The organism is Pseudofrankia inefficax (assembly GCF_000166135.1).
Classification (GTDB): Bacteria; Actinomycetota; Actinomycetes; order Frankiales; family Frankiaceae; genus Pseudofrankia; species Pseudofrankia inefficax.
Genome location: NC_014666.1, coordinates 6,736,655 through 6,759,041, shown reverse-complemented (window position 1 = coordinate 6,759,041; position 22,387 = coordinate 6,736,655). Strand labels below are relative to the sequence as shown.

Genomic DNA, 22,387 nt, shown 5'->3' with positions numbered 1-22,387 from the left:
GCCTGCCGGCTACAGGCGGTAGAGCTTGCGGGCGTTCTCGCCCAGAATCTTGGCGCGGACCTCCGGCGAGAGCGTCGCCATCTTCTCCTCGACTGTCTCCAGCGGGTGCGGGTAGAGGCAGGTCGGGTGCGGGAAGTCGGTCTCGAACAGGATCCGGTCCGCGCCGACGGCCTCGACGAGTGCCGGCAGCTTGCCCTGGTTCTTCTCGAACCAGAACGTCGCGTAGATGTTGCTCCTGAAGTACTCCGAGGGCAGCTTCTTCATCGCGGCCAGCTCGCGGGGGGCGTTCTCGTTCATCTCGTAGTCAAGCGTCTCGAGAATAAAAGGAATCCAGCCGACACCGCTTTCGACCGAAACCGTCTGAAGCTCCGGGTAGCGGTCGAAAATGCCGGAGAGAATCAGGTTCGTCACGACGCGGGCATTGCCGATGAACAGCAGGGTGCCGCCGATGGCGAGCCGGGTGTTGGCCGCGTGCGACGGCCACGGGTACTTGCCGTAGAACGTCATTCCGGTGACGGAGGCGCCGATGTGGAAATGTACCGGGAGCCTCAGCTCGGACACGGCCGCCCAGAACGGGTCCCAGGCCGGGTCCGCGAGGTCGGGGGAGCCGAGGTCCTGCGGGTCCGACGTCATGTTCACGCCGCGGGCACCGAGCGCGGCCACCCGCCTCGCCTCGGTGACGCACAGGTCGATGTCCCAGGCCGGCATCAGCGGGAGCGGCAGCAGGCGGTTGCCCGACTCCGCCTGGATCTCGGCCATGGCGTCGTTGTAGATCTCGATCGTCAGCCGGGTCAGCGCCGGGTCGTCGACGAGTCCCAGGTCCTGGCCACCGAGGCCGATCGTGCTGGGGAAGATGATCTGTGCGTCGATGCCGAGCTCGTCCAGGACGCCGATGCGGACCGCGGGGTCGTAGGCCCCGACGTGGATCTGGTCGTGCGTCCAGTGGAACAGGGCCTTGTCGGCTTCTTCCTTCGTCCCGTCGCGGCCGATCACCCCGCCCGGGCTGAACCGGCCCAGCGGGTGCCCGTCCATGACCCACGTCGGCTCGCCGTCGACGATCCGTGGCTGGGGGACCCGGTCCTTGTAGGCCGCGGGGGCGCGCTTGGTGAAAAGATCGGCTGGTTCGGCCCAGTGCGAGTCCGCGTCGACGATGAATAAGCCATTCTTTGACATAGATATCAATGTTAGATTCGTGTCATGGCGTATGCAACCGTAGACGGTTTATCGATCTCCTACGAGCTGATCGGCACGGGTGATGGCCAGGCCTGGGCGATCACGCCCGGTGGCCGTTACAGCAAGGACACGCCGGGTATCCGTGAGTTGGCGGCCGCCCTTGCCGAGGGCACCGGGGGCAAGGCGCTTATCTGGGACCGCCCCAACACGGGCGCCTCTGATGTCTGCTTCACCGGGGAGTCCGAGTCCCAGATGCAGGCCGACGCGCTCGGCGGCCTCATTCGGCGACTCGACCTGGGGCCGACCATCATCGCCGGCGGATCGGGCGGCTCGCGGGTGTCCATGCTGACCGCCGCCCGTCACCGGGACCTGTCCGCCGGCCTCGCGATCTGGTGGATCAGCGGCGGGGTGTTCGGCCTGATGAGCATCGGCGTGCACTACGGGTCGGGCTCCTTCCGCGCGGCCTGGGACGACGGCATGCCGGCGGTCGCCGCGCTGCCCGAGTGGGCCGAGGTCATCGAGCGCAACGAGGGCAACCGCCAGCGCATCCTCGACCAGGACCGGGCGACGTTCCTCGAGACCATGGAACGCTGGATGGCGGTCTACTGCGTCGACGACGAGGCGCTGGTCCCTGGCCTGTCGGACGACGAGGCGGCCAAGCTCGACCTGCCGACCCTGGTCTTCCGCAGCGGCGTGAGCGACATGCACCACCGTCGCGAGACGTCCGAGAAGATCGCCGCCGCGTTGCCGAACGCGGTCCTGCGCGAGCCACCGTGGTCGGACACCGAGTGGGCCGACCGCCACACCCCCGAGGCCGCCAAGGAAGGCCTGTTCGCTCACTGGCCGCTGCTGGCGCCCGACCTGCTCTCCTGGTGGGGCGAGAACGGCGCCTGACCGCCGCCTCCGTGGGCCGGCTCCTGCCGGGCCGGCCCACGGTGCGAGGCCACATCTGCCAAGTGAGTGGGTACTCGCCGGCCTGGACCGGCGAACGGGCGTGAGGCGGGGAGACGGATGGCGGCACCGTTGCGGGTGGGGTTCCTGGACGACCTGACGGACGGCCCGCCGAGCCCGACCGACATCGAGCAGTGGTTACGTCTGGTAGCCGACGAGTACCTCGCGGCCGGCCGGCTGGACCGGGAGGTGGAGATCGTCGCCTCGTTCGGCCTCGGGCTGCCAGCCGGCACGGCGGCGGCCGTCGAGCACGCGTTCGCCCGGCTGGACGCGGCGGACGCGCTGCTCGTCGTCGGGCCGGCTGTCGGCGACAACGCGCTCGTCGCCACCCCTCTGGCCGAGCGGTTCCACCTTCCGACGATCAACTGGGCCGGCACGGAGCGGGCCCGTGGCGCCTGGATGTTCCACCTGCAGGTCGGCTCGCACGAGGACGAGGGCGCGGTGCTCGCCCAGCACCTGGCGTCACTCGGCGCCAGCAGGGTCGGCGTCGTCCACGACCGGTCGCCCATCGGGCGGCGTTACCTGCACTACCTGACCACCGAGGCGGAACTGCACGGCGCGGTGGTGACGGCGACGGCCGGCCTGACGCCGCTGGCCGAGGACGCCACGGCGCAGGTCGCGCGGGTGCTGGCGGCCGGGCCCGACGCCCTCGTCTACCTGGGGCTCGGCCGGACGGCGACCCCGGTGGCGCGGGCGGTCGCCACGGCGGGCTTCGGCGGGCCGCGGCTGATGAACTCCGCCGGCATGTTCGGCCGCCAGCCGGAGATCGGCCGGGCCCTGGAGGGCTGGGCGTACGTCGACATCTACTCCGACGCCAACACCGCTCTGGCCGCGCTGCGCGAGCGGCTGGAGGTCCCGCCGGCCCGGGCCGCCGCCGCGGCCAAGGGCTACGACCTGGCCCGGCTCGCCGTCGAGGGCCTGGCTCGCGCCACCGAGCTGACCCGCGACGGCGTCCGCGCAGGGCTGGAGCTGATCAAGTGGCTGCCCGCGACGGAGGGCCACGACGGCACCCAGCTGGGCTTCGGCCACCGCGACCGCGGCGCGCTGCACGGCCGCTATCTCGTCCTGCGCCGCTGGCAGGACGGCGAGTCCGTCCAGGTCTAGCGCCGCGACCACCGGCGCCCGCCCGTCGCCTTGATCTCCGTTCTCGCCCGCTGGTGGCTACGAAACAGGCCCGCCGACGACCGCCGGAGGGCTGAAACGGCGATCATGGGGACGCCGGAGCGGGCGAATGGCGCCGGAGGCCGCATTGGGCGTTGGGACCGGCTCCGAGCCGTGTCAGCAGGGACCGACGCCGAGCACGGTCCAGAACAGGAACAGGAACGCCGCCACGGGGCCGCAGCGCGACTGGGACCTGCTCGGCTTCCTGGTCGGTGCGGAGCTGGCCGACGACTCGGCGTTCGGTCGGGGGCCGCTCTGGGGAGCCGACGTGCGGGCCGGCGCGGGGGAGGCCTGGGCGCGGACGGCCCCGCCCTGGTTGGCGCCCGGCCCGGCCGCGGCCGAGATCGGTTGGGCGGCCGGCGGGGGAGCGGGCGCCGTGGTGTCCGTTGGTGCCGGGAACTCGGTATCGGTCGGGGTCGGCTCGGTGGGCGTCGGCGCGGCGTCGACGGGAGCCGGGCTCGTGTCGCCCGGCTCCGGGGCCGTCGTGTCGGCCGAGCCGAGCGCGCTCGGGAAGGCGATCGGCCGTTCCGCGGACCCGCTGGCCCTGCTGCCGCCGTGCTGGCCGATCGCCGTCACCACGACACCGGCGATCAGCATGAACAGCAGCGCCAGCATCGCGACGACCACCGACCGCGATACCACCCGCGCCGGCCGGTCCGCCGGGTCGTCCTCGTCGTCCTCGTCGGCGTCCAGCGGTGCGAGACCGGCCGCGTTGCCCGGCTCGATATCGGCTAGCCCAAGGTCGGCTAGCCCGCCGTCATCGGTGTCGAATGGCTCAGCGTCGGCGGCTGGCCCGGCGGCTGGTTCGGCGTCGTCGGTGTCGGCTGGTTCGGCGGCGGCCGTCGTGGCGTCGGCCGGCTCGGGGTTGAGCGGTTCGGGGTTGAGCGGTTCGGTGTACTGAGGCTCGCTGTTCTGAAGCTCGGTGTCGAGTGGGTCGATCTTGGGTGGCTCGGCGTCGGCGACTGGCGGATCGGGAGGCTGGCTGTCGGCGGCCTCGGCGCCGTGGGTCTCGGCGGCGGCGGGCTCGCTGCCGGCGGTGCCGTCACCGGCCGACGCCGCGGCTTCCGCGGCTAATACCGGATCTTCCGAGTTCTGCATCTGACCCCGCCCAGGTGCGGTCGCACGCGGCAGTTCCGCTGCGACGGTTCGACCTGCGCGCCGATCGTCGACCCGACCACACGGCGGCGCTCGGGCCGGCCCCACCCCAGGACCGACGGCGACTACGGACCGGACAGTAACGACAAGACATGTCAAACGCCACAGATGCGCCGACCCCCCAGCACCGTTGGTGCCCTCATACCGGCTCCCTGCTACCCGGCGCATCCGTCATCGGTCGGCCCGCTGCGAACAGTGACACCCACCGCGCGGCCCAGCCTCGCTCGACTCGCCACCGCCACCCGTCCGTGATCGCGAGCACGACCCTCGGCTGGTCGTGATCAGTTCTGCGGCCAGCCGAGGGTCCAGGCATTGATCAGCCGTCGGTGAGTGATGCCGCCGACGGGCTGCGGCGGGCGCGCAGGACCGAGTCGTGGGTCGCCGCGCCATGGTGCTCGTGGGCCATGACCGGACGGGTCTCGGCGATCTCGATCGTCCAGTCGGGGCCCAGGGTGGAGGCGACCTCGGGAGCGCTCCAGGCCACCTCGGCCGGGTGCGGATCGGGCGCGGTGTGCCGGCCGCCGTGCCCGTGGCCGGCACCAGCCTGCGTGGACGAGTCAACGTCGGCGGGGGCGTGGCCGACGAGCAGGAGCGTGCCGCCCGGAGCGACGGCCGCCGCCAGGTTCGCGAACAGGGTGCGACGCGGGCCCGGTGGGACGCACAGGTAGTGGGAGACGACCAGGTCGAACGTCCCCGGCGCCGGCTCGGCCGCGAGATCAGCCCGTCGCCAGGTGATGTCGTGGCCGTGGCGGGCGGTGTGGCGCGCGGCGGCCTCCAGGGCCGCGGGTGAGAGGTCGACGGCGGTGACCTTCCAGCCGCGGTCGGCCAGCCAGCCCGCGTCCGCGCCTGTGCCCGCTCCCGCGTCGAGGGCCGTCCCGGCCGGCAGGCCCGCGATCTGCTCGACCAGCACCGGGTTGGGCCGGTCGGGGCCCGGGTGCGCCTCGGCGTGCGCCCGGTGCCGCGCGTCCCAGGCGCCCGGGCCGAAGACCAGGTCCTTGCGGTGGGCGTCGACTGCCAGTTGCGTGTCCTCGGTGACCAGGTCCATGTTGATCGCGGCACCTGCGGTCAGGCCGGCGGCGGCGGACACCAGGACCTGGGCCTGGGCGCTGGCGACGTTGCCCGCGACCCACACGCCGGGCGCGGCCGTCGCGCCCATCGGGTCGGCCTCGATCTGGGAGCCGATGACGAACTCGCCGAGCCGCAGCTCGGCGGGTGCCAGGCCCAGCGGCGCGAGCAGGTCGGCCCGGCTCACCATCCTGGACCCGACGGCGACCGCCCGGCGTGCGACGACCTCGCCGGAGCGCAACCGGATGCCGGTGAGCCGGTCGTCGGTGACCTCCAGCCCGGCGACCTCGCCGTCGACGACCCGGATCCCGCGCGCCGCGAGCTGCTCGGCCTGCTCGTCGGCGAGCGGCGGCGTGGTGTGCCGGAACAGGACGACGTCGGCGGTCAGCTGCCGCCACAGCAGGGCCTGATGGACGGCCAACGGCCCGGTGGCCAGGATGCCGATCGGCTCGTCGCGCAGCTCCCAGCCGTGGCAGTACGGGCAGTGCACCACGTCGCGCCCCCACCGGTCGGCCAGACCGGGCACGTCGGGAAGCTCGTCGACGAGGCCCGTCGCCACGAGCAGCCGGCGGGCCAGCACCGTCCGGCCGTCCGCCAGCCCGACCTTGAACCTCGGGCCACCGTCCGGCGGGAGGCCGGCGCCGTCGATCCGCGCGAGCGTGGTGACCCCCCCGGATATCACCTGGCCTCCGTAGCTGGCCACCTCGGCGCGGCCCGCCGCCAGCAGCTCTGCCGGGGGAACGCCCTCTCGACCGAGGTAGTTGTGCACGCCGTCCGCGGGGGCGTTACGGGGTGCCCCCGCGTCGACCACCAGCACCGACCGGCGTGCCCGGGCGAGCGTCAGCGCCCCCGAGAGCCCGGCCGCCCCGCCGCCGACGACCACCACGTCGTAGCTGTCGCCACCGCTCACCCGGTCGGCTGTCCGGATCGCCATGCCTGCCTCCTGTGTGCGCCGCCCGCGGCCGGTCTGTCCGTGGCCGCGGGCTCGGGTGCCTCTTCACTCGGGGGTGACAGTGCACCGGCCTGGCCGAGTTTGACAAATTCCTTTGCCAAGATGGCAAACTAGATGGCGTGGTGGACCAACGACTGGACGACGCGTCCGAGCCCGCCTTCGACGACGTGCTGGCCGCGGTGGGGCCGAGGCTGCGGGCGCTGCGGCACGAGCGCGAGGTGACCCTGCCGCAGCTGTCCCAGGCGACCGGTATCTCCGTCAGCACGCTGTCGCGGCTGGAGTCCGGGCAGCGGAAGCTCACCCTGGAGCTGTTGCTGCCGTTGGCCCGGGCCCATCAGGTCCCGCTCGACGAGCTGGTAGGGCACCCGCCGACCGCCGACCCGCGGATTCATCCGCGTCCGTTCCAGCGCAACGGCATGACGTTCATCCCGCTGACCCGCCGCCCCGGTGGCCTGCAGGCGTTCAAGATGCTCATTCCGGCCCACTGGCCGGCGAGCGAGCCTCAGCCGCAGGTCCACGAGGGTTACGAGTGGCTCTACGTGCTCTCCGGCCGACTACGGCTGCTGCTGGGCGAGCACGACCTCCTGCTCGGCGCCGGCGAGGCGGCCGAGTTCGACACCCACGTGCCGCACGCCTTCGCGAACCCGACCGCCCAGCCAACCGAGATCCTCAGCCTCTTCGGCCCACAGGGCGAACGCCTCCACCTACGCGCCCGCCCGGCGACCCGGACCGACAGCTGACCGGCTCGCTCGGCGGTCAGCCGGGAGAGTACGGAACTATCCCGCCGTTTGGCGACGGCTCCCGGCCTGATATTCAGCGGCGGCGCCACCACCAGCGGTGGCGTCGCCGCTCTGCGCGGCGCCGAGGTCAGGCCGGCGAGGCGCCGACGTAGGCCTGGTCGACGAGGGCGGTGAAGACGTCTTCGCCGGCATCACCTTCGGTGATTTCGACCCGGGTCGCGCGGACCTTGGTCCAGAACTGGTACATGTCGGGGCTGTGCATCAGGTAGGCGAGTGCTCCCCGCAACTCGTCTACCTCGATGGTCTTCGCCTCGAAGGCAACCTTCTGGAGGTTGAGGATCAGGTTGCAGTAATGATCCTTCCTCGTCTCTGGAACCCCAGGCGAAAGTGGTGGCCAGACTTCCGCCAGTTCGTTGTCGTCCAGAGCCATCTTGATGAGGTCGACGTGCAGCGCTCGCAGCGCGATCTCGCTGCTTCGGCGTTGCTCGTCAAGCGCCACATTCAGAGATTCCCGCTGGTTGGATAGGTCGCGCTGCTGCAGCACGAGCGTGAAGACGATTCCGAACAGCGCGGCTGCGGAATACACCAGCCCGACCGGAGCCATGGCTTGCCCGATCAGCGACCACCGGTTCAACGACCGATCGTCCAAGGCGGTCAGCACGACCAGCGGAACGGTCACGGAGGCGGCGACCGCCAGCGTGGCCATCGCGATCACGAGGGAGACGACGATCGGGCGACGACTGTCCCGTCCTGCCGACATGCGAACGTTCGCCCCCTGTCACCCGCACGGGATCCCTTACGCCACCGAGCAACAACGTAGTCCGTGCGGCAGCGTGATGTTGCGGAGGCGCGACGGACGTACCCGAAGGAACAGGCGTTCGCGGGTGGCCGGCAGGTCCTCTGGGCCATAGCGCGCGCCCGGACCGGCCGCGGCTGGATGCCACCAGCGACAGCCGGGCGCTCGGCGGCCCTCACCGAGCCGCCGACTTTCCAGGACCGGTCGGCCTTTCGTGGACGTCGTTGGCGGGGCGCTTTTCCGTGTTACCGTGACCTTTGTCGTTGATCCGCTCCTGGTAGGGGTGCGTCGTGTCTGAAATGCGAGCCGTCCGCAGACTGGGTCGTCCGGCTGCCGAGGAGACGACCGGCGCGACCGGTTCCCCGGATATTGTGGAACTCGCTGGCGGTGACTTTGCCGTCGTCGGGTGGGATATTACGGGAGAGATCGATCTTTCGATGCTTCCAGGCGTCCACTGCGCCCCTGGGGAGCGCGTGGTAAGAATTGACCGCTCGGTCCTCCTCGCGGCGAGAGGAGACATTCCTGATGCGTGACGAGATTCGGCCACCCGAGTGGGCTCTCCGGGAGGCCCGGCGGCTTTCGCTGGCCGAGTTCGGAGCCGAGTTCGGGAAATGGTGGGGGACGGTTGAGCGCGAGCTGGTGAAGTCCGAGTGCTGGCAGGCCTACCAGGAGCCCGAGACGCGGTCCTGGCTGGCCTACCAGCGGGGGGACCACTCCGCCGTTCCGGGGCTGCTCGAGGCCGAGGCCGCCGGCGACCAGTCGATCTACGACGCGGCGGTGCGGAACGGCACGCCGTTCGTGCGGATGCGGCTGGTCCGCTTTCCGCTGACCGAATACCTGACTTTCGAGATGTGGAACTACGTGGTGCGGGCCCGGCGGGGCGAGACGATCGAGATTGCCGTCGTGCCGGACGACGATCCGCGCCCGCTGCCCAACCACAGCTACTTCGATTTCCTGCTGTTCGACGACCGGGCGGCCCTCGTCCATGACTACGGCCGCGACGGCCTCCAGGTCGGTGGCTGGGTGACGACTTTGCCCTCCACCCTGCGACGCCTCGCCGAGACGGCGGCCAAAGCCCGCCGGACGGCCGTTCCGCTCGACATGTTTCTCGCCACGGCGGGGCAGCTCCTTCCTCCCGGTGCCCCGGGCCTCGACGACCTGGTCGCCGGGGGCCGGGGCGCGCGCGGGTAGTGGGAGCCGACCAGGGCGGAGCCGCCGACGGCCGGCTCGCCCGACGCGTAGCCCGACCGCCGACCGCTCGCTGAGGGAGGCCCAGGTCCGGGCCGGTTACTCCGTGGTGCCGAGTCGTGCGCCGGGGCGGAACGTGAGTGGGAGGCTGTGCGGGGCGCGGGTGAGGGTGTTGTGGAAGTGCACGCTCGCGCCGTCGGCCAGCCGGACGTCGTCCAGCCGGCGGGTCAGCTCCTCCAGCGCGACGCGGAGGTTCAGCCGGGCGACGGCGGAGCCCAGGCAGCGGTGCGGCCCGGCGCCGAAGGCGACGTGACGGTTGGGGGAGCGGGTGGCGTCGAACTGCTCGCCGCCCGGGAACTCGGCCGTGTCGTGGTTGGCCGACGCCCAGTACATGAGCACCTTGTCGCCCTTGGCGATCTGGCGGCCGCCGAGCTCGACGTCGCGGGTGGCGGTGCGGGCGACGGCGATGAAGGGCGAGTCGAGGCGCAACAGCTCCTCGACGGCGGTCGGGATCAGCGCGGGGTCGGCCCGCAGCTGCGCGGGGATCTCCGGCTGCGCGGCGAACCGCAGCATCATCAGGCCCAGCGCCCCGGCGGTGGTCTCCAGCCCGCCGAGGATGAGCAGCTGGATGATGCCGGTCGTCTCGCCCTCGGTCAGCGGGCGCCCCTCGTACTCGGCGGCGAGGATCGCGTCGACGACGTCGCCCTTGGGCTCGCCGGCCCGCCGGGTCGCGACGAGGTCGGTGATCCAGGCGGAGAGCCCGGCCCAGCACTCCCGTGCCTGCGGATGGTTCGGCACCGACGCGGCCGACGCCAGCAGGGAGACCTTCTCCAGGTCCTCCCGCGGCGCGTGCAGGGCGAGGTCGAAGAAGGCGATGCTGGGGAACGGCCGGGCGAAGTCGTCCATGAACTCGCAGGAGCCGCGCTCGATCATGTCGTCGAGCAGCCGGGTCACCAGCGCTCGGACCGGTGCCTCCCAGTGGGCGATCGCCCGTGGCGTCAGGTGCTGGTTGACCAGCCGCTTGTAGACGCGCTGCTCGGGCGGGTCCACCTCGACCGGGATGTTGCGGACGTGGCCTCGGCTCGGCGGGATGTTCAGGCCGTCGGTCGAGGTGAACGTCTCCCAGTCCTGCGCGACCCGCAGCACGTCCTCGTACTTCGTCACCACCCAGTAGCCGCCGTGCAGCTCGCTGTGCGCGACCGGGCAGAGCGACCGCATCCGGCTGAGTGTCTCCGGCAGCACCGGGGCGAGCTCCGGCGCGACGTGGTCGAACTCCCGCAGGCACCACTCGTCCGGCATCCGGCCGTCTGGCAGCCGGTGCTGCGGCACCGCGGCGGACACGTCCGTTAAGCCGGCGGCCGGTGTCGACGCTGTCGTGTCCATCTGCTCATCACTCCGTGTTGATCCAGACCGATTTCACGTTGAGGTAGCTCTCCAGCGAGCTCTGGCCCATCTCGCGGCCGTACCCGCTGGTCTTGTAGCCGCCGAAGGGCACGGCCGGGTCCATGTCCAGCATGGTGTTCACCCAGACGGTGCCGACCCGCAGGCCGTTCGCCATCCGGAACGCGCGGCCGACGTCGCGGGTCCACACGCCGCCGGCCAGGCCGAACGGGCTGTCGTTGGACCGGGTCGTCGCCTCTTCGAGGGTGTCGAACGGCAGGACGCAGGCGACCGGGCCGAAGATCTCCTCGCGGGCGACCCGCATGTCGTCGCGGACGTCGGCGAAGACCGTCGGCGCGACGAAGAAGCCGTCACCCAGGTCGCCGTCGGCCAGCCGCCGCCCACCCGCGGTCGTGCGGACCCCCTCGGCCTTGCCCAGGTCGAGGTAGCCGACCACCCGGTCGAGCTGGCGGGCCGAGACGACCGGGCCGATCACGGTCTCCGGGTCCAGGCTGTCGCCGACTCGCAGGCCGTCCGCGAACGTGGACATCCGCTCGACGAACTCGTCGTAGACCGGCCGTTCGACGTACACGCGGCTGCCCGCGCAGCAGATCTGCCCCGAGTTCAGGAAGACGCCCATCGCGACGCCGGGGACGGCGCGGTCGAGGTCGGCGTCGGCGAACACGACGTCCGGCGACTTGCCACCGAGCTCCACCGTGACCCGTTTGACGTTGCCGGCGGAGGCCCGGATGATCTGTTGCCCGACGGCAGTCGAACCCGTGAACGCGACCTTGTCCACGCCCGGATGCTCGGCCAGGGCCGCGCCGACGGTGGCGCCGAGGCCGGTGACGACGTTGACGACTCCGGCCGGCAGCCCGATCTCGACGAGCAGCTCACCGAGCCGGATGGCGACGAGGCTCGCCTCCTCGGAGGGCTTGAGCACCATCGTGCAGCCGGTGGCGAGCACCGGCGCGATCTTCCAGATGGCGTTGCTGATCGGCCGGTTCCACGGCACGATCGCCGCCACGACACCGACCGGCTCCTTCTGCGTGTAGGTGAAGACCGACCCGGGCAGCGAGCTCTGGATCGTCTCACCCTGGATCTTCGTCGCCCAGCCGGCGAAGTAGCGCAGCACGCTGGCTTCCCAGGAGGTACGCGCCTTCGCCCGGGGCCGGCCGATCGGGACGCCCATGTCGAGCGTCTCCAGCAGGCGCAGCTCCTCGAACTCGCGCTGGACCGCATCGGCGAAGGCCCACAGGAGGTCCTGGCGGTGGCGCGGGGTCAGCCGCGGCCAGGGCCCGCCGTCGAACGCGGCCCGGGCCGCCGCGACGGCCCGGTCGACGTCGGTCGCGTCGCCCTCGGCGAGCTCGGCGATCGTCGCGCCGGTCGACGGGTTGACGCTGGTGAACGTCCGCCCGCCGGCCGCGTCGACCCACTCGCCGCCGATCAGCAGCTTCTTGGGGCCGGTCTTCAGGAAGTCCGGGGTCGGCCGAGGGCGTGCCGTGAGGGCGGGCGTCACCCGGGTTCCTCGGCTGGCGGGGCGGTGACCTCGCTGAGCAGCTCGTAGAACAGGACGACGGGCGGCGGCTTCAGGGAGAGCGCGTCGCTGGCGGTGCCCGGCGGCCGGGACCGCATCGCGACCAGGGCGGCGTCCAGGTCGTCAGCCTCGACCTCGTAGACGGCCAGGTAGCCCTGCACGGAGTCCGGCGCCTTGATCGGGCCGGTGGCGCGCAGCCGGTAGCGGCGCGCGGCGGTGAAACCCGCGACGGCCAGCATCTCCGGGAGGTGGTCCTCGTCGTACCACTTGTTGAAGGCGGCGTCCTGCTCCGGGCTCGCCGGGCTGGACTGCACGACCATGATTCCTCTGGGCATGACGAGTCCCCTCAGTGGGCCGGCAGGGCGTCGAGCCGAACGTAACACTACAGAGCGAGTACTCGCTAGCTTGCGCGGTTGGGACGACCGGCCGGCCCACCGGGGCCATTCTGACCTGGCCCGGGGCCATAAATTAGTGAGGACTCACTTGAGAACGGCCTGTGACCACGGTTACGCTCTGTCCCGCGATCGCCGGCACTGGTCCTGGCCGGGGTCACCGCACCAGCCTTCCCCCGCCCGCCGCGGGGGTGCCGCCGGGAGGAAGAGCAGTTGTCGCAGCTTTGGCAGTTCGCCCTGATCGGATTAGCCGGCGGCGGCGCGTACGCGCTCGTCGCGCTCGGCGTCGTCGCGGTCTACCGGGGCTCGGGCGTCCTGAACTTCGCCCAGGGCGCCATCGGCATGGTCGGCAGCTACGTCTTCTGGGACCTGCACGCCGGTAGCGAGGGCGGCGCCGGCCTCTATGGCGGCACCACCAGCAGTGGCGCCGTCGCCTCGCTGCCGGTCGCGCCCGCGATGCTGATCGGCGTGGCCAGCGGCGCGGTGCTGGGGCTGCTGTTCTATCTGCTCGTGGTCCGGCTGCTGCGCAACGTCCCGGACATGGCCAAGGTGGTCGCCACGCTCGGCCTCATGCTGCTGTTGCAGAGCGCGGTCGTGAAGCGGTACGGCACCGAGTCCCACCTGCTGCCCCCGCTGTTCGGCCGGGGCAAGATCAAGATTCTGGGCGGGCTGGTCACCTACGACACCCTGGCCATCCTGGTCGTCACGATCGGGCTCGCCGTCGGGCTGTCGCTGATGTTCTCGCGGACGAAGCTCGGGATGAACGCGACCGCGCTGCGGGAGAACCCGACCGCCGCCAGCGGGATCGGCATCTCCCCGCACCCCACCGGCCTGATCACCTGGGGCGTCGGCGGCGCCATGGCCGCGTTCGCCGGCATCCTGCTGATCCCGGTCATCGGGCTGACGCCGGACGCGCTCACCCTGCTGGTGATCCCGGCGATGGCGGCGGCGCTCGTCGGTCGGTTCAACGCCGTGTGGACGACGGTCGCCATCGGGCTCGCGCTCGGTGTCGCCGAGTCGGTGATGCGTCGCTACAGCATCAACAACGGTGTCATCTCCTCCGTCCCGTTCGCCGTGATCATCGTGACCGTGGTCCTCGGCGGCGCGGCGATGCCCGGGCGGGGCGAGGCCCTGAGCGGCCGGCTGCCGCGGGCGGGCAGCGGCCGGCTGCGCCCGGTGACCGGGCTGGTCTGGGTCCTCGCCGCCGTGGCGATCCCGCTGTTCGCCGCCCCGTCCTGGTCGGCGGCGATGACCAACAGCGCGCTGTTCGGTCTGCTGGGTCTGTCCGTCGTCGTCGTCACCGGCTACGCGGGGCAGATCAGCGTCGCGTGCGCGGCGCTCGCCGGCTTCGGGTCGTTCGCCGCCGCCCGGGCCAGCAGCGACCTGCACCTGCCGTTCCTGGTCTGCCTGATCGTCGGCACCGCGGCGGCCGTGCTGCTGGGAGTCGTCTTCGGTGCTCCCGCCGTGCGGGTCCGCGGCGTCAACCTGGCGATCGTCACGCTGGGCCTGTCCCTCGCGGTCGAGAACCTGGTGCTCAGCCAGCCGAAGATGACCGGCGGCCTTGACGGGCTGCACATCCACCGCCCGAACCTGTTCGGCCTCGACCTCAGCCCGTCCGCGCATCCCGACCGGTTCGCCTACGTGTGCATCGCGGCCTTCGTCCTGTGCGGCCTGGCGGTGCTGAACCTACGTCGCGGTGAGGCCGGACGGCGGCTGCTCGCGGTGCGGGCCAACGAACGGGGCGCGGCCGCCCTCGGCGTGTCGGTGCCCGGCACCAAGCTCGGTGCCTTCGCCATCTCGGCCGGCATCGCCGGGCTCGCCGGCGCGCTGTCGGCCTTCCAGTTCCAGCTCGCGGACTTCACCGACTTCGGGGTCTTCCGGTCGATCTCGGTGCTCGCCTTCACGGTCGTCGGCGGGGTCGGCTTCGTCGCCGGCGCGGTGTTCGCCGCGACGACCGCGGTCGGCGGCGTCGTCGCGACCGCCATCTCCGACCTGCTGAGCGTCGACTCGATCGACGCGTGGCTCTCGATCGCGACCGGGCTCGTCGTGCTCGACGCGATGGTGCGCTCGCCGAGCGGCATCGTCCCGGCCCAGGCGGCGCTGAAGGACGCCGTCGTCCGGCTGGTGGCGCGCGCCGCGCGGCGCGGCCCGGCGCCGGCGGCCGGCGACGGCGGTCACGCGGGTGCCGCCGCCGCGACGGCGGGTGGTCCGGTGTCCTTCGAGCCGAGCTGCCCCGTTCCCGCCGGCGAGACGGTGCTCGTCGCCCGCGACATCCGGGTGACCTACGGGACAGCGGTCGCCGTCGACGGGGTGTCCTTCGAGCTGGCCGCCGGCCGCGTGGTCGGGGTGATCGGGCCGAACGGCGCCGGCAAGACCAGCCTCATCGACGCCGTGACGGGCTTCACCAGGACGTCCGGCGGATCCGTCGAGCTGCTCGGACGGGACATCAGCGCCCTGCGCGCACCGGCCCGCGCCCGCCACGGCCTTGGGCGCACGTTCCAGAACCTGGAGCTGTTCGACGACCTGTCGGTCCGCGAGAACGTCCTCACCGGCCTGGACGGCCGGGGCCCGCTGGCCTACGTGCGGGACCTGTTCTGGCCGCGCCGCGGGGTGCTGTCGGACGCGGCGGCCGCGGCCGTCACCCTGCTCGGGCTCGACGACGTGCTGGACACCGTGGTGGCCGACCTGCCGCAGGGCCGGCGGCGGATGGTGGCGATCGCCCGTCTGGTCGCGCAGCGGCCGGCGGCGGTGCTGCTCGACGAGCCGGCCGCGGGCCTGAACGGCTCGGAGCGACGCACGGCCAGCGAGCTGTTCCGCCTGCTCGCGCGCCAGTCCGGCGCCGCCGTGCTGCTGGTCGAGCACAACATCGACGTGGTGGCCGCGACCTGCGACCACGTGGTGGTGCTCGACTTCGGCCGGGTCATCGCGTCGGGCTCGCCGGACGAGGTGCTGTGTGACCCGGCGGTCCGCGCCGCCTATCTGGGCAAGCTCAGCGGCGAGGCGCAGGGCGAGCCAGCCGCCGAGCCGGAGCCGGCCGCCGAGACGGTCGTGGAGGCCGGCGGCCCGATCGCTCCGGTGGCGGGATAGCCGAATTGCCCAAGCTCGTTCGCGTGCGCTTCCGGCGCGACCTTGCCGCGGGGAGGAAATGGGATCGGGATCGCACCATTGGCGGCGATCCTTATCCCGTTCCCCGGCGGCCTGGGTTAGCGGCGGCGGCGGGTCGGCTCAAGGGTCGGGAAAAAGCCCTTCACCGTGCTCTGGGAGACCAGGGTGACGGCTCGGTCCTTGTTGAACAGGTCGTTGTGCCGGCTTTCCAGCGCGAGCACGAGCGCGATGCCCATGACGGCCCGGGCGGAGATGTCCGGCGACTCGAACTCGAAGCCGTACCTGTCCTCCACCTCGCGCCAGGCCTCGGCCAGCCGGTCCATCGCGACGGTGAAGTGCTTGCGGTAGAAACGGCGCGCCACCTTCGGGTCGCCGAACAGCACCAGCCCGAGCAGGGGGAGGATCTCCTCCAGGGTGGCGATGAGCTGCCGGTACAGGCCGTTGAGGGTCTCCAGCTGGCGTTCCGGTGTGAGCGGCTCGTCGAGGTCGACCACCTCGGTGGCCGCGACCAGCTCGTCCACCGCCTGGCGCAGCGGCTCGAAGATCGCCTCGTAGAAGAGCTGGTCCTTGCTCTCGAAGTGCCGGTAGATCACACCTTCGCTGATACCGCCGCGTTCGGCGATCTGCTTGATGGTGGTCCCGTTCATGTCGCCGGTCTCGACGAACGCCTGCCGGGCCGCCTTCAGAATGGAGCTCTTGCGGGCCTCGGCGGTCAGCCGTCGCGGCCGCGGCCTGGCCTCGGCGGCCTCGCTCGCGCCGTCGGACGCCGCCGTCTGCTCCACGGTCGGCTGCTCGGCCATCGGTCCTCCAGTAGCGGTGGCTCTCCTGATACGGAGCTCCTCCGAGTACGGAGCCCAGTCGGCAGGTGAATGAACGTACGCTATCTTACCCGCCCGATCATGAGAGTTTTGGCAAGCGCCCCGACCGCTACCGCGCTGATCTCGACATCGATGTCGGTCGCTTGACATGCGCGGAGCCGAAATCCTAGGCTTCGTTATGAAATGAGGACTCACTTACTTTGGGTCCTATACTTCGACCGCGAGCGAGAGCCATGCATGACGTCGTGATCCGCGGCGGTGAGGTCGTCGACGGCACCGGGGTCCCAGCCCGGCCGGCCGACGTCGCCATCGACGGCGACCGCGTCACCGCGGTCGGCACCGTCGTCGAGCGCGGCCGCCGGGAGCTCGACGCCGCCGGCCGGCTGGTGACCCCCGGCTTCGTCGACATCCACACCCACCTCGACGCCCAGCTGTTCTGGGACCCCGTCGCGAGCCCGTCCAGCTGGCACGGGGTGACGACGCTCGTTCTCGGCAACTGCGGGGTCACGTTCGCGCCGGTCCGCGCCGGCCAGGAGCGCTACCTCGCGGAGATGATGGAGGCCGTCGAGGACATCCCCGCCGACACGATCATGGAGGGCCTCGGCGACTGGGGCTGGGAGACCTACGGCGACTATCTGCGGGCCCTCGGCGGCCGCGATCTCGGGGTGAACGTCGGCGGCCTCGTCGGCCACTGCGCGCTGCGGTACTACGTCATGGGCGAGCGCGGCCTCGACGACACCCCGGCCGGCGAGGACGACCTGGCCGCGATGGCCGCCGTCGTCGGCGCGGCGATCGACGCGGGCGCGCTGGGCTTCTCCACCTCACGCAGCTTCCTGCACACGGTCCCCGACGGCCGCCCGGTGCCGGGCACCTACGCCCGCCCCGAGGAGCTGGCCGCGATCGCGGGGGCGCTCGCCGCCCGCGGCCGCGGCACGATCGAGGTCGTCCCGCGCATCGGTGAGCGCGACGGCGCCACCCGGCAGAACTCGGTCGCCGAGCTCGCCTGGATGGAGGACGTCAGCCGTGCCTCCGGTCGCCCCCTCACCTTCGCGATCACCCAGAGCGACCGCCGGCCCGACCTGTGGTCCTGGGTGATGGACCAGGTCCGCGCCGCCCGGGCCCGGGGCGCCGACCTGCGCCCGCAGACGTCCGCCCGTGGCATCGGCATCCACTACGGCCTGGCGGCCCGGACTCCCTACGAGAACCTGCCGGTCTGGGCCGAGGTCTGGTCGCGCCCGCTGGCCGACCGGCTCGCCGCGATCGCCGACGGCTCCGTCCGCGCGCGCCTGGTCGCGGCGGCGGACGAGCCGGCCAACCTCGCCGGCCCCCTCGCGCCCAAGGACCCGGCCCGGCTCTACCTGCTGCGGCCCGGCCCGGCCGGCTACGACGTGCGACCCGAGAACAGCCTGGCCGCCGACGCCGCCCGCCGCGGCGTCTCGCCCGCGGCGGCCTTCCTCGCCTTCCTGACCGAGACCGCGGGGAACGGGCTGCTCTACTACCCCGTGCTCAACCAGGACCTCGACGCCGTCGCCGCCATGCTCACGAACCCCGACGTGGTCGTCGGGGTCGCGGACGCCGGCGCGCACGTCGCGATGACGATGGACGCCGGCCAGAGCACCTACCTGCTCAAGCACTGGGTCCGCGAGCGCGGCCTGCTCGGCATCGAGCACGCGGTGCACAAGCTGACCCTCGAAGGCGCCCAGCTGTTCGGGATCAACGACCGTGGCGTGCTCGTCCCCGGCGCGTTCGCCGACGTCAACGTGCTCGACCTGGACCGGCTCGACCTGGACACTCCGGTGATGCGCGCCGACCTTCCACTCGGCGCCCAGCGGTTCGTGCAGCGGGCCCGTGGCTACGACTACACCCTCGTCAACGGCGCCGTCCTGGTCGAGGACGACGAGCTGACCGACGCGCGCCCCGGCCAGCTCGTCACGGCCAGCTGACCAGGTGGGTGGAGAAACGATGGAGTGCGGCGACAAGCGAACACGGGAGACGATGACCGACATGACGCTGCCGGGAGACGGGTTTCGGCTGGACGGGCGGGTCGCGATCGTCACCGGGGCCTCGTCGGGGCTCGGTGCCGCCGTCGCGCGGGCGCTCGCCGCCGTCGGGGCGCGGGTCGCGATCGTGGCCCGGCGCGAGGACCGGCTGGCCGCGCTCGCCAAGGAGATCGACGGCCTCGCCGTCGGCGCCGACCTGCTGGAGGCGGACCAGGTCGACACAGTCGTCCCGCGGGTGGCGGCCGAGCTGGGGGGCCCGCAGATCCTGGTCAACGCCGCCGGCAACATCTTCAGCCAGGCCCGCGCCGAGGACGAGTCCGCCGACGCCCTCGCCCGGACGCTGGCGCTGAACCTGGTCGCGCCGTTCCGGCTGAGCCAGCAGGCGTTCCCGCACATGCGGGAGGCCGGGCGCGGCTCGATCGTCCACATCTCGTCGATCAGCGGGCTCGTCGGCATCGGTTCCATCCCGCAGGCGTCCTACGCGGCCAGCAAGGCCGGGCTGTCTGGGCTGACCTCCGAACTCGCGGTCCAGTGGGCCCGCCACCGGATCCGGGTGAACACCGTGGCGCCCGGCTTCTTCCGCAGCGAGATCACCGGAGACCTGTTCGACACGGAGAGCGGCCAGAAGTGGCTGCACCGCAACACCCCGCTGCCCGACGACGCGACCCCCGAGGACATCGTCGGCGCGGTCCTCTGGCTGGCCGGCGACGCCGCCCGCTTCGTCACCGGCCAGACCATCGCCGTCGACGGCGGCTGGACCGCCCGCTAGCGCCGCGCCTCGCGCCGACGCCCGCCCCGCCCCGGTCGGCACCCGAGGCGTGACCAAGCGCCGCTGGCCGCGAAGCCCGGCGGTCGCCCTGGTCGTCCGCCGGCTCGTACGATACTGTCTGACCCAACACTGGTTGAGCCATCAGGTTGACCGTCGCCTGGTCCATCGTTGACGTGCCCGCGGTGTGGGTGACCCGGTTCGATTTCGTACGCACGGAAGGTCAGATCATGCCGGAATGCCCCGCCGGTGACCGAAGTCCCGCGCGTGCTCATCAGGTCCGAAGAAGCTTTGTGCCGACCGAGTGCGCGGCCGGCGCGCACACTGGTGGCGGCGGTGTGGCGCTTGGGCCGCGCCTGGCCAGGAGCAGGCCTGAGAGGAGCGCGATGACCGACCAGATCGACGTCGCCCCCTCGATGCTGCGGTGGGCCCGTGAGCGTTCCGGCCGACCGCTGAACGATCTGGCGGCGCGGTTCCCCAGGCTGGCCGAGTGGGAATCCGGCGCGGCCTCGCCCACGATGCGCCAGCTCGAGGACTACGCGCAGGCGACCTACGCGCCCTTCGGCTACTTCTTCCTGCCCGAACCGCCGGTCGAGCGGCTACCCATCCCGGACTTCCGGACGGTCGCGAACGGGCCGGTACGCGCGCCGAGCCCCGACCTACTCGACACCATCTATGCCTGCGAGCAGCGCCAGGCGTGGTATCGCCAGTACGCCGAGGAACGCGACCACAGGCCGGTGAAGCTTGTTGGCAGCCAGGCCATCGGCGTCGCTCCGGAGATCGCCGCTGCGGCCATCCGGGATGTTCTCGGGTTCAGCGTCGCGCGCCGGGCCGACTTCCCAAACTGGGCGCGCGCCTTCGACGGACTGCGCGAACACGCCGAGCAGGCCGGCATTCTCGTCATGATCAACGGTGTCGTCGGAAACAACACCCACCGGAAGTTGAACCCCGACGAATTCCGCGGCTTCTGCCTGGTCGACGAGTACGCGCCCGTCGTCTTCGTGAACGGAGCGGACACCAAGGCCGCGCAGATCTTCACGCTCGCCCATGAGCTCGCGCATGTCACGCTCGGCGGCTCGGCCGTGTCGGAGCCGGATCTCGGCCGCCTCGACGAGGGCAACGACGTCGAACGGTGGTGCAACGAGGTCGCCGCGGAGCTGCTCGTCCCCGCCGGTTCCCTTCGCGCCGAATACGAGTCCGGCGCCGACCTCACACTGGAACTCGACCGCCTGGCTCGTCTCTACAAGGTCAGCACCCTAGTGATCCTGCGGCGCATCCGGGACGCCGGCCTCATGACCCGGGGCGACTTCCGCGCCGCCTACCAAACGGAGCTGCGCCGCGTGCTCAGTCTCGCGGCGCGCGGCACCCCCGGCGGCAATTTCTATGCGACGAAGCCCATGCGGGTGAGCCGGGTCTTCGCCCGGGCACTGCTCACCGACACGGCCGAGGGCCGGACCACTCATCGAGACGCGCTCCGCCTGCTGGGCATCAAGAAGGTCTCCACCTTCGAGGAGCTGGGCCACCGGCTCGGGATCGCCTGATGTATCTCGTCGACTCCGACGTGTTGATCACTGCGAAGAACACCTACTACGCCTTCGACATCGTGCCGGCGTTCTGGGACTGGCTGGCTCGCGCCCATGCCGCCGGTCAGGTGTTCGCGTAGAGAAGGTCGCCGAGGAGGTGCTGGCCGGTGCCGACGAACTCGCCACCTGGATGCGCCAGCAGCCCGCCTCTTTCCGGGTCGCCCCGGGAACCGCGGACGCACCGTCGATGGCCAAGGTGGCCCGGTGGGCCAATGGCGCGGGCTACGCGCAGGGAGCGGCTGCCACGTTTCTCGGGTCCGCGGACTTCTTCCTCGTCTCCCAGGCCCTCACCCTCAACCGCAGCGTCGTCACCAACGAAAAGCCAGAGCCCGGGTCCAGGAAGAAAATCAAGATCCCGGATGCCTGCAACGCCGTCGGCGTCCGCTGGACGAACTCCTTCCAGATGCTCAAGCAGGAGAAAGCACGGTTCGTTCTCTGACGGGCGCCGGCGAGGCTCACCCGCCCGGACGCGCCATACCTGGGGGTCGGGGATGGGGCGAAGTCGGCAGCCACCGGGTAGGACTTGACCCAGCCGCCATCGGGCTGCGACCGGCAGCGGGGCGGCCCCCGGAGGTCGGAACACACCCGGCGCCACGTTGATCGCCGCCTTGGCCCTCGAATGGTTGTTGGCGGAGCCGGATTACGACCACCGCAGGGCCAAAACGGCGATCATGGCGGCGGCGGGCCCCGCTAGGCCGCGGCGAGACTCTGCGGCGTCACGTGGCGAGGGCTGCGAGGCTGGGCCGCTCGGTCAGATGCGGCTGGTGGGGCGGGTCGGGTTGCCGGGGGACTCGGACTGCCAGAGTTTGGCTGAGGCGGCGTTGACGACGTCGTCGTCGAAGCGGTCGACCAGCAGTGCCTGGGTGGCGGCCAGGTGGGCGCGGGCGATCCGTTCGGCCTCGGCCGCCCGGCCGGCCTCGATCTCGGCCAGGATGCGCCGGTGCGTGCGGACGACCGCCTGGGCGTTGTGCTCCGCGGGGTAGCGGCCCTGGCTGGTCAACAGCTCGGCCCACCGCACCTCCTGCGCGGACCACAGCGCGACCAGGCTGCTGACGACGGTGCGGACGGTCGCGTTCGGGGTGAGGGCGACGACGAGCTCGTGGAACTCCCGCGCGGTCTGGGTGAAGGCGACCTCGGTGCCGACCAGCTGGACGGAGGTCTCGATGTTGGCCCGCAGGATGGGCACGACGGCCGTGAGACGGTCGGGCCGGCGAGCGCACTCCGCGGCGCACAGCGGCTCGAACAGCCGCAGCCCGCCGGCCAGGTCGCCGAGGGTCACCCGTTCGGCCTGCAGGACCAGGCCGAGGTGGTAGGCCGAGGACGCGGAGTCCGGCCGGTGCACCTCGCCACCGCCGACGTTCCCGCGCCGGACGGTCACCAGGCCCTCGGTCTCCAGGATCCGCAGCGCCTCCCGGACGGACGGGTAGCTGACCCCGAACTCCTCGACCAGCTGCTCCTGGGTCGGCAGCCGGTAGGCGTCGCCGGCGGTGCTGGACAGGATGCGCTCACGCAGCGTCGCCGCGATGGTCTCGGCGACCCGCGGCGCGGAGATGGGCCTGCGGCGGCTCGGCGGCACGCCTCAATCTACCATCATTATAAGTATTGACTGTTTGCTCGCCCACGTC

19 protein-coding genes are annotated in these 22,387 nt (G+C 71.8%); 10 read left to right on the top strand and 9 right to left on the bottom strand.

Annotation, left to right across the window (positions count from 1 at the left end):
- Positions 1-9: 9 nt before the first annotated feature.
- Complete coding sequence (locus FRAEUI1C_RS27380; RefSeq protein ID WP_013426614.1) at positions 10-1,173, bottom strand: amidohydrolase family protein; 1,164 nt, start codon at positions 1,171-1,173, stop codon at positions 10-12.
- Positions 1,174-1,197: 24 nt separating this feature from the next.
- On the opposite strand from FRAEUI1C_RS27380, the gene FRAEUI1C_RS27375 reads away from it, so the two are divergent.
- Together FRAEUI1C_RS27375 and FRAEUI1C_RS27370 are read left to right on the top strand one after the other, a co-directional pair.
- The gene (locus tag FRAEUI1C_RS27375; protein WP_013426613.1) at positions 1,198-2,067 is read left to right on the top strand and encodes an alpha/beta fold hydrolase; all 870 of its coding nucleotides are present in this window, start codon (positions 1,198-1,200) and stop codon (positions 2,065-2,067) included.
- A gap of 117 nt (positions 2,068-2,184) precedes the next feature.
- On the top strand, positions 2,185-3,228 hold the full coding sequence (locus FRAEUI1C_RS27370; RefSeq protein WP_013426612.1) for an ABC transporter substrate-binding protein: 1,044 nt from the start codon (positions 2,185-2,187) through the stop codon (positions 3,226-3,228).
- 174 nt (positions 3,229-3,402) lie between these two features.
- Here the strand turns inward: FRAEUI1C_RS27370 and FRAEUI1C_RS27365 are convergent, their stop codons facing one another.
- Positions 3,403-4,383: a hypothetical protein gene (locus FRAEUI1C_RS27365; protein ID WP_013426611.1), complete on the bottom strand. Its 981-nt coding sequence runs from the start codon at positions 4,381-4,383 to the stop codon at positions 3,403-3,405.
- A 373-nt stretch (positions 4,384-4,756) separates the two neighbouring features.
- The gene (locus FRAEUI1C_RS27360) at positions 4,757-6,439 is read right to left on the bottom strand and encodes a bifunctional NAD(P)/FAD-dependent oxidoreductase/class I SAM-dependent methyltransferase (RefSeq protein ID WP_013426610.1); all 1,683 of its coding nucleotides are present in this window, start codon (positions 6,437-6,439) and stop codon (positions 4,757-4,759) included.
- 137 nt (positions 6,440-6,576) lie between these two features.
- Here FRAEUI1C_RS27360 and FRAEUI1C_RS27355 point away from each other — a divergent pair, with 137 nt between their 5' ends.
- Positions 6,577-7,197, top strand: coding sequence for a helix-turn-helix domain-containing protein (locus FRAEUI1C_RS27355; protein WP_013426609.1), 621 nt, complete (start codon positions 6,577-6,579; stop codon positions 7,195-7,197).
- A gap of 127 nt (positions 7,198-7,324) precedes the next feature.
- On the opposite strand, the gene FRAEUI1C_RS27350 is transcribed toward FRAEUI1C_RS27355, so the two are convergent.
- Positions 7,325-7,903 (bottom strand): DUF6082 family protein, encoded by a 579-nt coding sequence (locus FRAEUI1C_RS27350; RefSeq protein WP_232425551.1) that lies wholly within the window; start codon positions 7,901-7,903, stop codon positions 7,325-7,327.
- A gap of 615 nt (positions 7,904-8,518) precedes the next feature.
- On the opposite strand from FRAEUI1C_RS27350, the gene FRAEUI1C_RS27345 reads away from it, so the two are divergent.
- Entirely contained in the window at positions 8,519-9,184 is a 666-nt protein-coding gene (locus FRAEUI1C_RS27345) for a DUF6879 family protein (protein ID WP_013426606.1), read from the top strand.
- Between the two features lie 96 nt (positions 9,185-9,280).
- Here FRAEUI1C_RS27345 and FRAEUI1C_RS27340 read toward each other — a convergent pair whose 3' ends face one another.
- The 3 genes from FRAEUI1C_RS27340 to FRAEUI1C_RS27330 are packed head-to-tail and all read right to left on the bottom strand — an operon-like array spanning position 9,281 to position 12,433.
- The gene (locus FRAEUI1C_RS27340; RefSeq protein WP_013426605.1) at positions 9,281-10,564 is read right to left on the bottom strand and encodes a cytochrome P450; all 1,284 of its coding nucleotides are present in this window, start codon (positions 10,562-10,564) and stop codon (positions 9,281-9,283) included.
- A 7-nt stretch (positions 10,565-10,571) separates the two neighbouring features.
- Positions 10,572-12,080 (bottom strand): aldehyde dehydrogenase family protein, encoded by a 1,509-nt coding sequence (locus tag FRAEUI1C_RS27335; protein ID WP_013426604.1) that lies wholly within the window; start codon positions 12,078-12,080, stop codon positions 10,572-10,574.
- Positions 12,077-12,433, bottom strand: a complete 357-nt coding sequence (locus FRAEUI1C_RS27330) for a DUF4286 family protein (protein WP_013426603.1) — start codon at positions 12,431-12,433, stop codon at positions 12,077-12,079. The genes FRAEUI1C_RS27335 and FRAEUI1C_RS27330 overlap by 4 nt, the downstream gene beginning before the upstream one ends.
- A gap of 270 nt (positions 12,434-12,703) precedes the next feature.
- Here FRAEUI1C_RS27330 and FRAEUI1C_RS27325 point away from each other — a divergent pair, with 270 nt between their 5' ends.
- Entirely contained in the window at positions 12,704-15,577 is a 2,874-nt protein-coding gene (locus FRAEUI1C_RS27325; RefSeq protein ID WP_013426602.1) for a branched-chain amino acid ABC transporter permease/ATP-binding protein, read from the top strand.
- 116 nt (positions 15,578-15,693) lie between these two features.
- Here FRAEUI1C_RS27325 and FRAEUI1C_RS27320 read toward each other — a convergent pair whose 3' ends face one another.
- Positions 15,694-16,395 carry a TetR/AcrR family transcriptional regulator gene (locus FRAEUI1C_RS27320; RefSeq protein ID WP_013426601.1) on the bottom strand — a complete coding sequence of 234 codons (702 nt, stop codon included), beginning with the start codon at positions 16,393-16,395 and terminating at the stop codon, positions 15,694-15,696.
- A 251-nt stretch (positions 16,396-16,646) separates the two neighbouring features.
- Between FRAEUI1C_RS27320 and FRAEUI1C_RS27315 the strand changes: the two genes are divergently transcribed.
- The 5 genes from FRAEUI1C_RS27315 (at position 16,647) to FRAEUI1C_RS27300 (ending at position 21,201) form a co-directional block, all read left to right on the top strand.
- The gene (locus FRAEUI1C_RS27315) at positions 16,647-18,356 is read left to right on the top strand and encodes an N-acyl-D-amino-acid deacylase family protein (protein ID WP_013426600.1); all 1,710 of its coding nucleotides are present in this window, start codon (positions 16,647-16,649) and stop codon (positions 18,354-18,356) included.
- 61 nt (positions 18,357-18,417) lie between these two features.
- Positions 18,418-19,182: an SDR family NAD(P)-dependent oxidoreductase gene (locus tag FRAEUI1C_RS27310; RefSeq protein WP_041261545.1), complete on the top strand. Its 765-nt coding sequence runs from the start codon at positions 18,418-18,420 to the stop codon at positions 19,180-19,182.
- A 146-nt stretch (positions 19,183-19,328) separates the two neighbouring features.
- Positions 19,329-20,720: an ImmA/IrrE family metallo-endopeptidase gene (locus FRAEUI1C_RS27305; RefSeq protein WP_198318638.1), complete on the top strand. Its 1,392-nt coding sequence runs from the start codon at positions 19,329-19,331 to the stop codon at positions 20,718-20,720.
- Positions 20,720-20,842: a DUF4411 family protein gene (locus tag FRAEUI1C_RS41705; RefSeq protein WP_083819642.1), complete on the top strand. Its 123-nt coding sequence runs from the start codon at positions 20,720-20,722 to the stop codon at positions 20,840-20,842. The genes FRAEUI1C_RS27305 and FRAEUI1C_RS41705 overlap by 1 nt, the downstream gene beginning before the upstream one ends.
- A gap of 17 nt (positions 20,843-20,859) precedes the next feature.
- Positions 20,860-21,201, top strand: a complete 342-nt coding sequence (locus tag FRAEUI1C_RS27300; RefSeq protein WP_049807005.1) for a DUF4411 family protein — start codon at positions 20,860-20,862, stop codon at positions 21,199-21,201.
- 312 nt (positions 21,202-21,513) lie between these two features.
- On the opposite strand, the gene FRAEUI1C_RS27295 is transcribed toward FRAEUI1C_RS27300, so the two are convergent.
- A complete protein-coding gene (locus FRAEUI1C_RS27295; RefSeq protein ID WP_013426597.1) occupies positions 21,514-22,338 on the bottom strand; it encodes a FadR/GntR family transcriptional regulator in 825 nt (274 codons plus the stop codon).
- Positions 22,339-22,387: the final 49 nt, after the last annotated feature.

Coding starts and splice junctions, on each gene's coding strand:
- FRAEUI1C_RS41705 (WP_083819642.1), top strand. CDS start 20,720: ATGTATCTCGTCGACTCCGACGTGTTGATCACTGCGAAGAACACCTAC.
- FRAEUI1C_RS27345 (WP_013426606.1), top strand. CDS start 8,519: ATGCGTGACGAGATTCGGCCACCCGAGTGGGCTCTCCGGGAGGCCCGG.
- FRAEUI1C_RS27365 (WP_013426611.1), bottom strand. CDS start 4,383: ATGCAGAACTCGGAAGATCCGGTATTAGCCGCGGAAGCCGCGGCGTCG.
- FRAEUI1C_RS27350 (WP_232425551.1), bottom strand. CDS start 7,903: ATGGCCACGCTGGCGGTCGCCGCCTCCGTGACCGTTCCGCTGGTCGTG.
- FRAEUI1C_RS27320 (WP_013426601.1), bottom strand. CDS start 16,395: ATGGCCGAGCAGCCGACCGTGGAGCAGACGGCGGCGTCCGACGGCGCG.
- FRAEUI1C_RS27380 (WP_013426614.1), bottom strand. CDS start 1,173: ATGTCAAAGAATGGCTTATTCATCGTCGACGCGGACTCGCACTGGGCC.
- FRAEUI1C_RS27360 (WP_013426610.1), bottom strand. CDS start 6,439: ATGGCGATCCGGACAGCCGACCGGGTGAGCGGTGGCGACAGCTACGAC.
- FRAEUI1C_RS27310 (WP_041261545.1), top strand. CDS start 18,418: ATGACGCTGCCGGGAGACGGGTTTCGGCTGGACGGGCGGGTCGCGATC.
- FRAEUI1C_RS27375 (WP_013426613.1), top strand. CDS start 1,198: ATGGCGTATGCAACCGTAGACGGTTTATCGATCTCCTACGAGCTGATC.
- FRAEUI1C_RS27330 (WP_013426603.1), bottom strand. CDS start 12,433: ATGCCCAGAGGAATCATGGTCGTGCAGTCCAGCCCGGCGAGCCCGGAG.
- FRAEUI1C_RS27370 (WP_013426612.1), top strand. CDS start 2,185: ATGGCGGCACCGTTGCGGGTGGGGTTCCTGGACGACCTGACGGACGGC.
- FRAEUI1C_RS27340 (WP_013426605.1), bottom strand. CDS start 10,564: ATGGACACGACAGCGTCGACACCGGCCGCCGGCTTAACGGACGTGTCC.
- FRAEUI1C_RS27315 (WP_013426600.1), top strand. CDS start 16,647: ATGCATGACGTCGTGATCCGCGGCGGTGAGGTCGTCGACGGCACCGGG.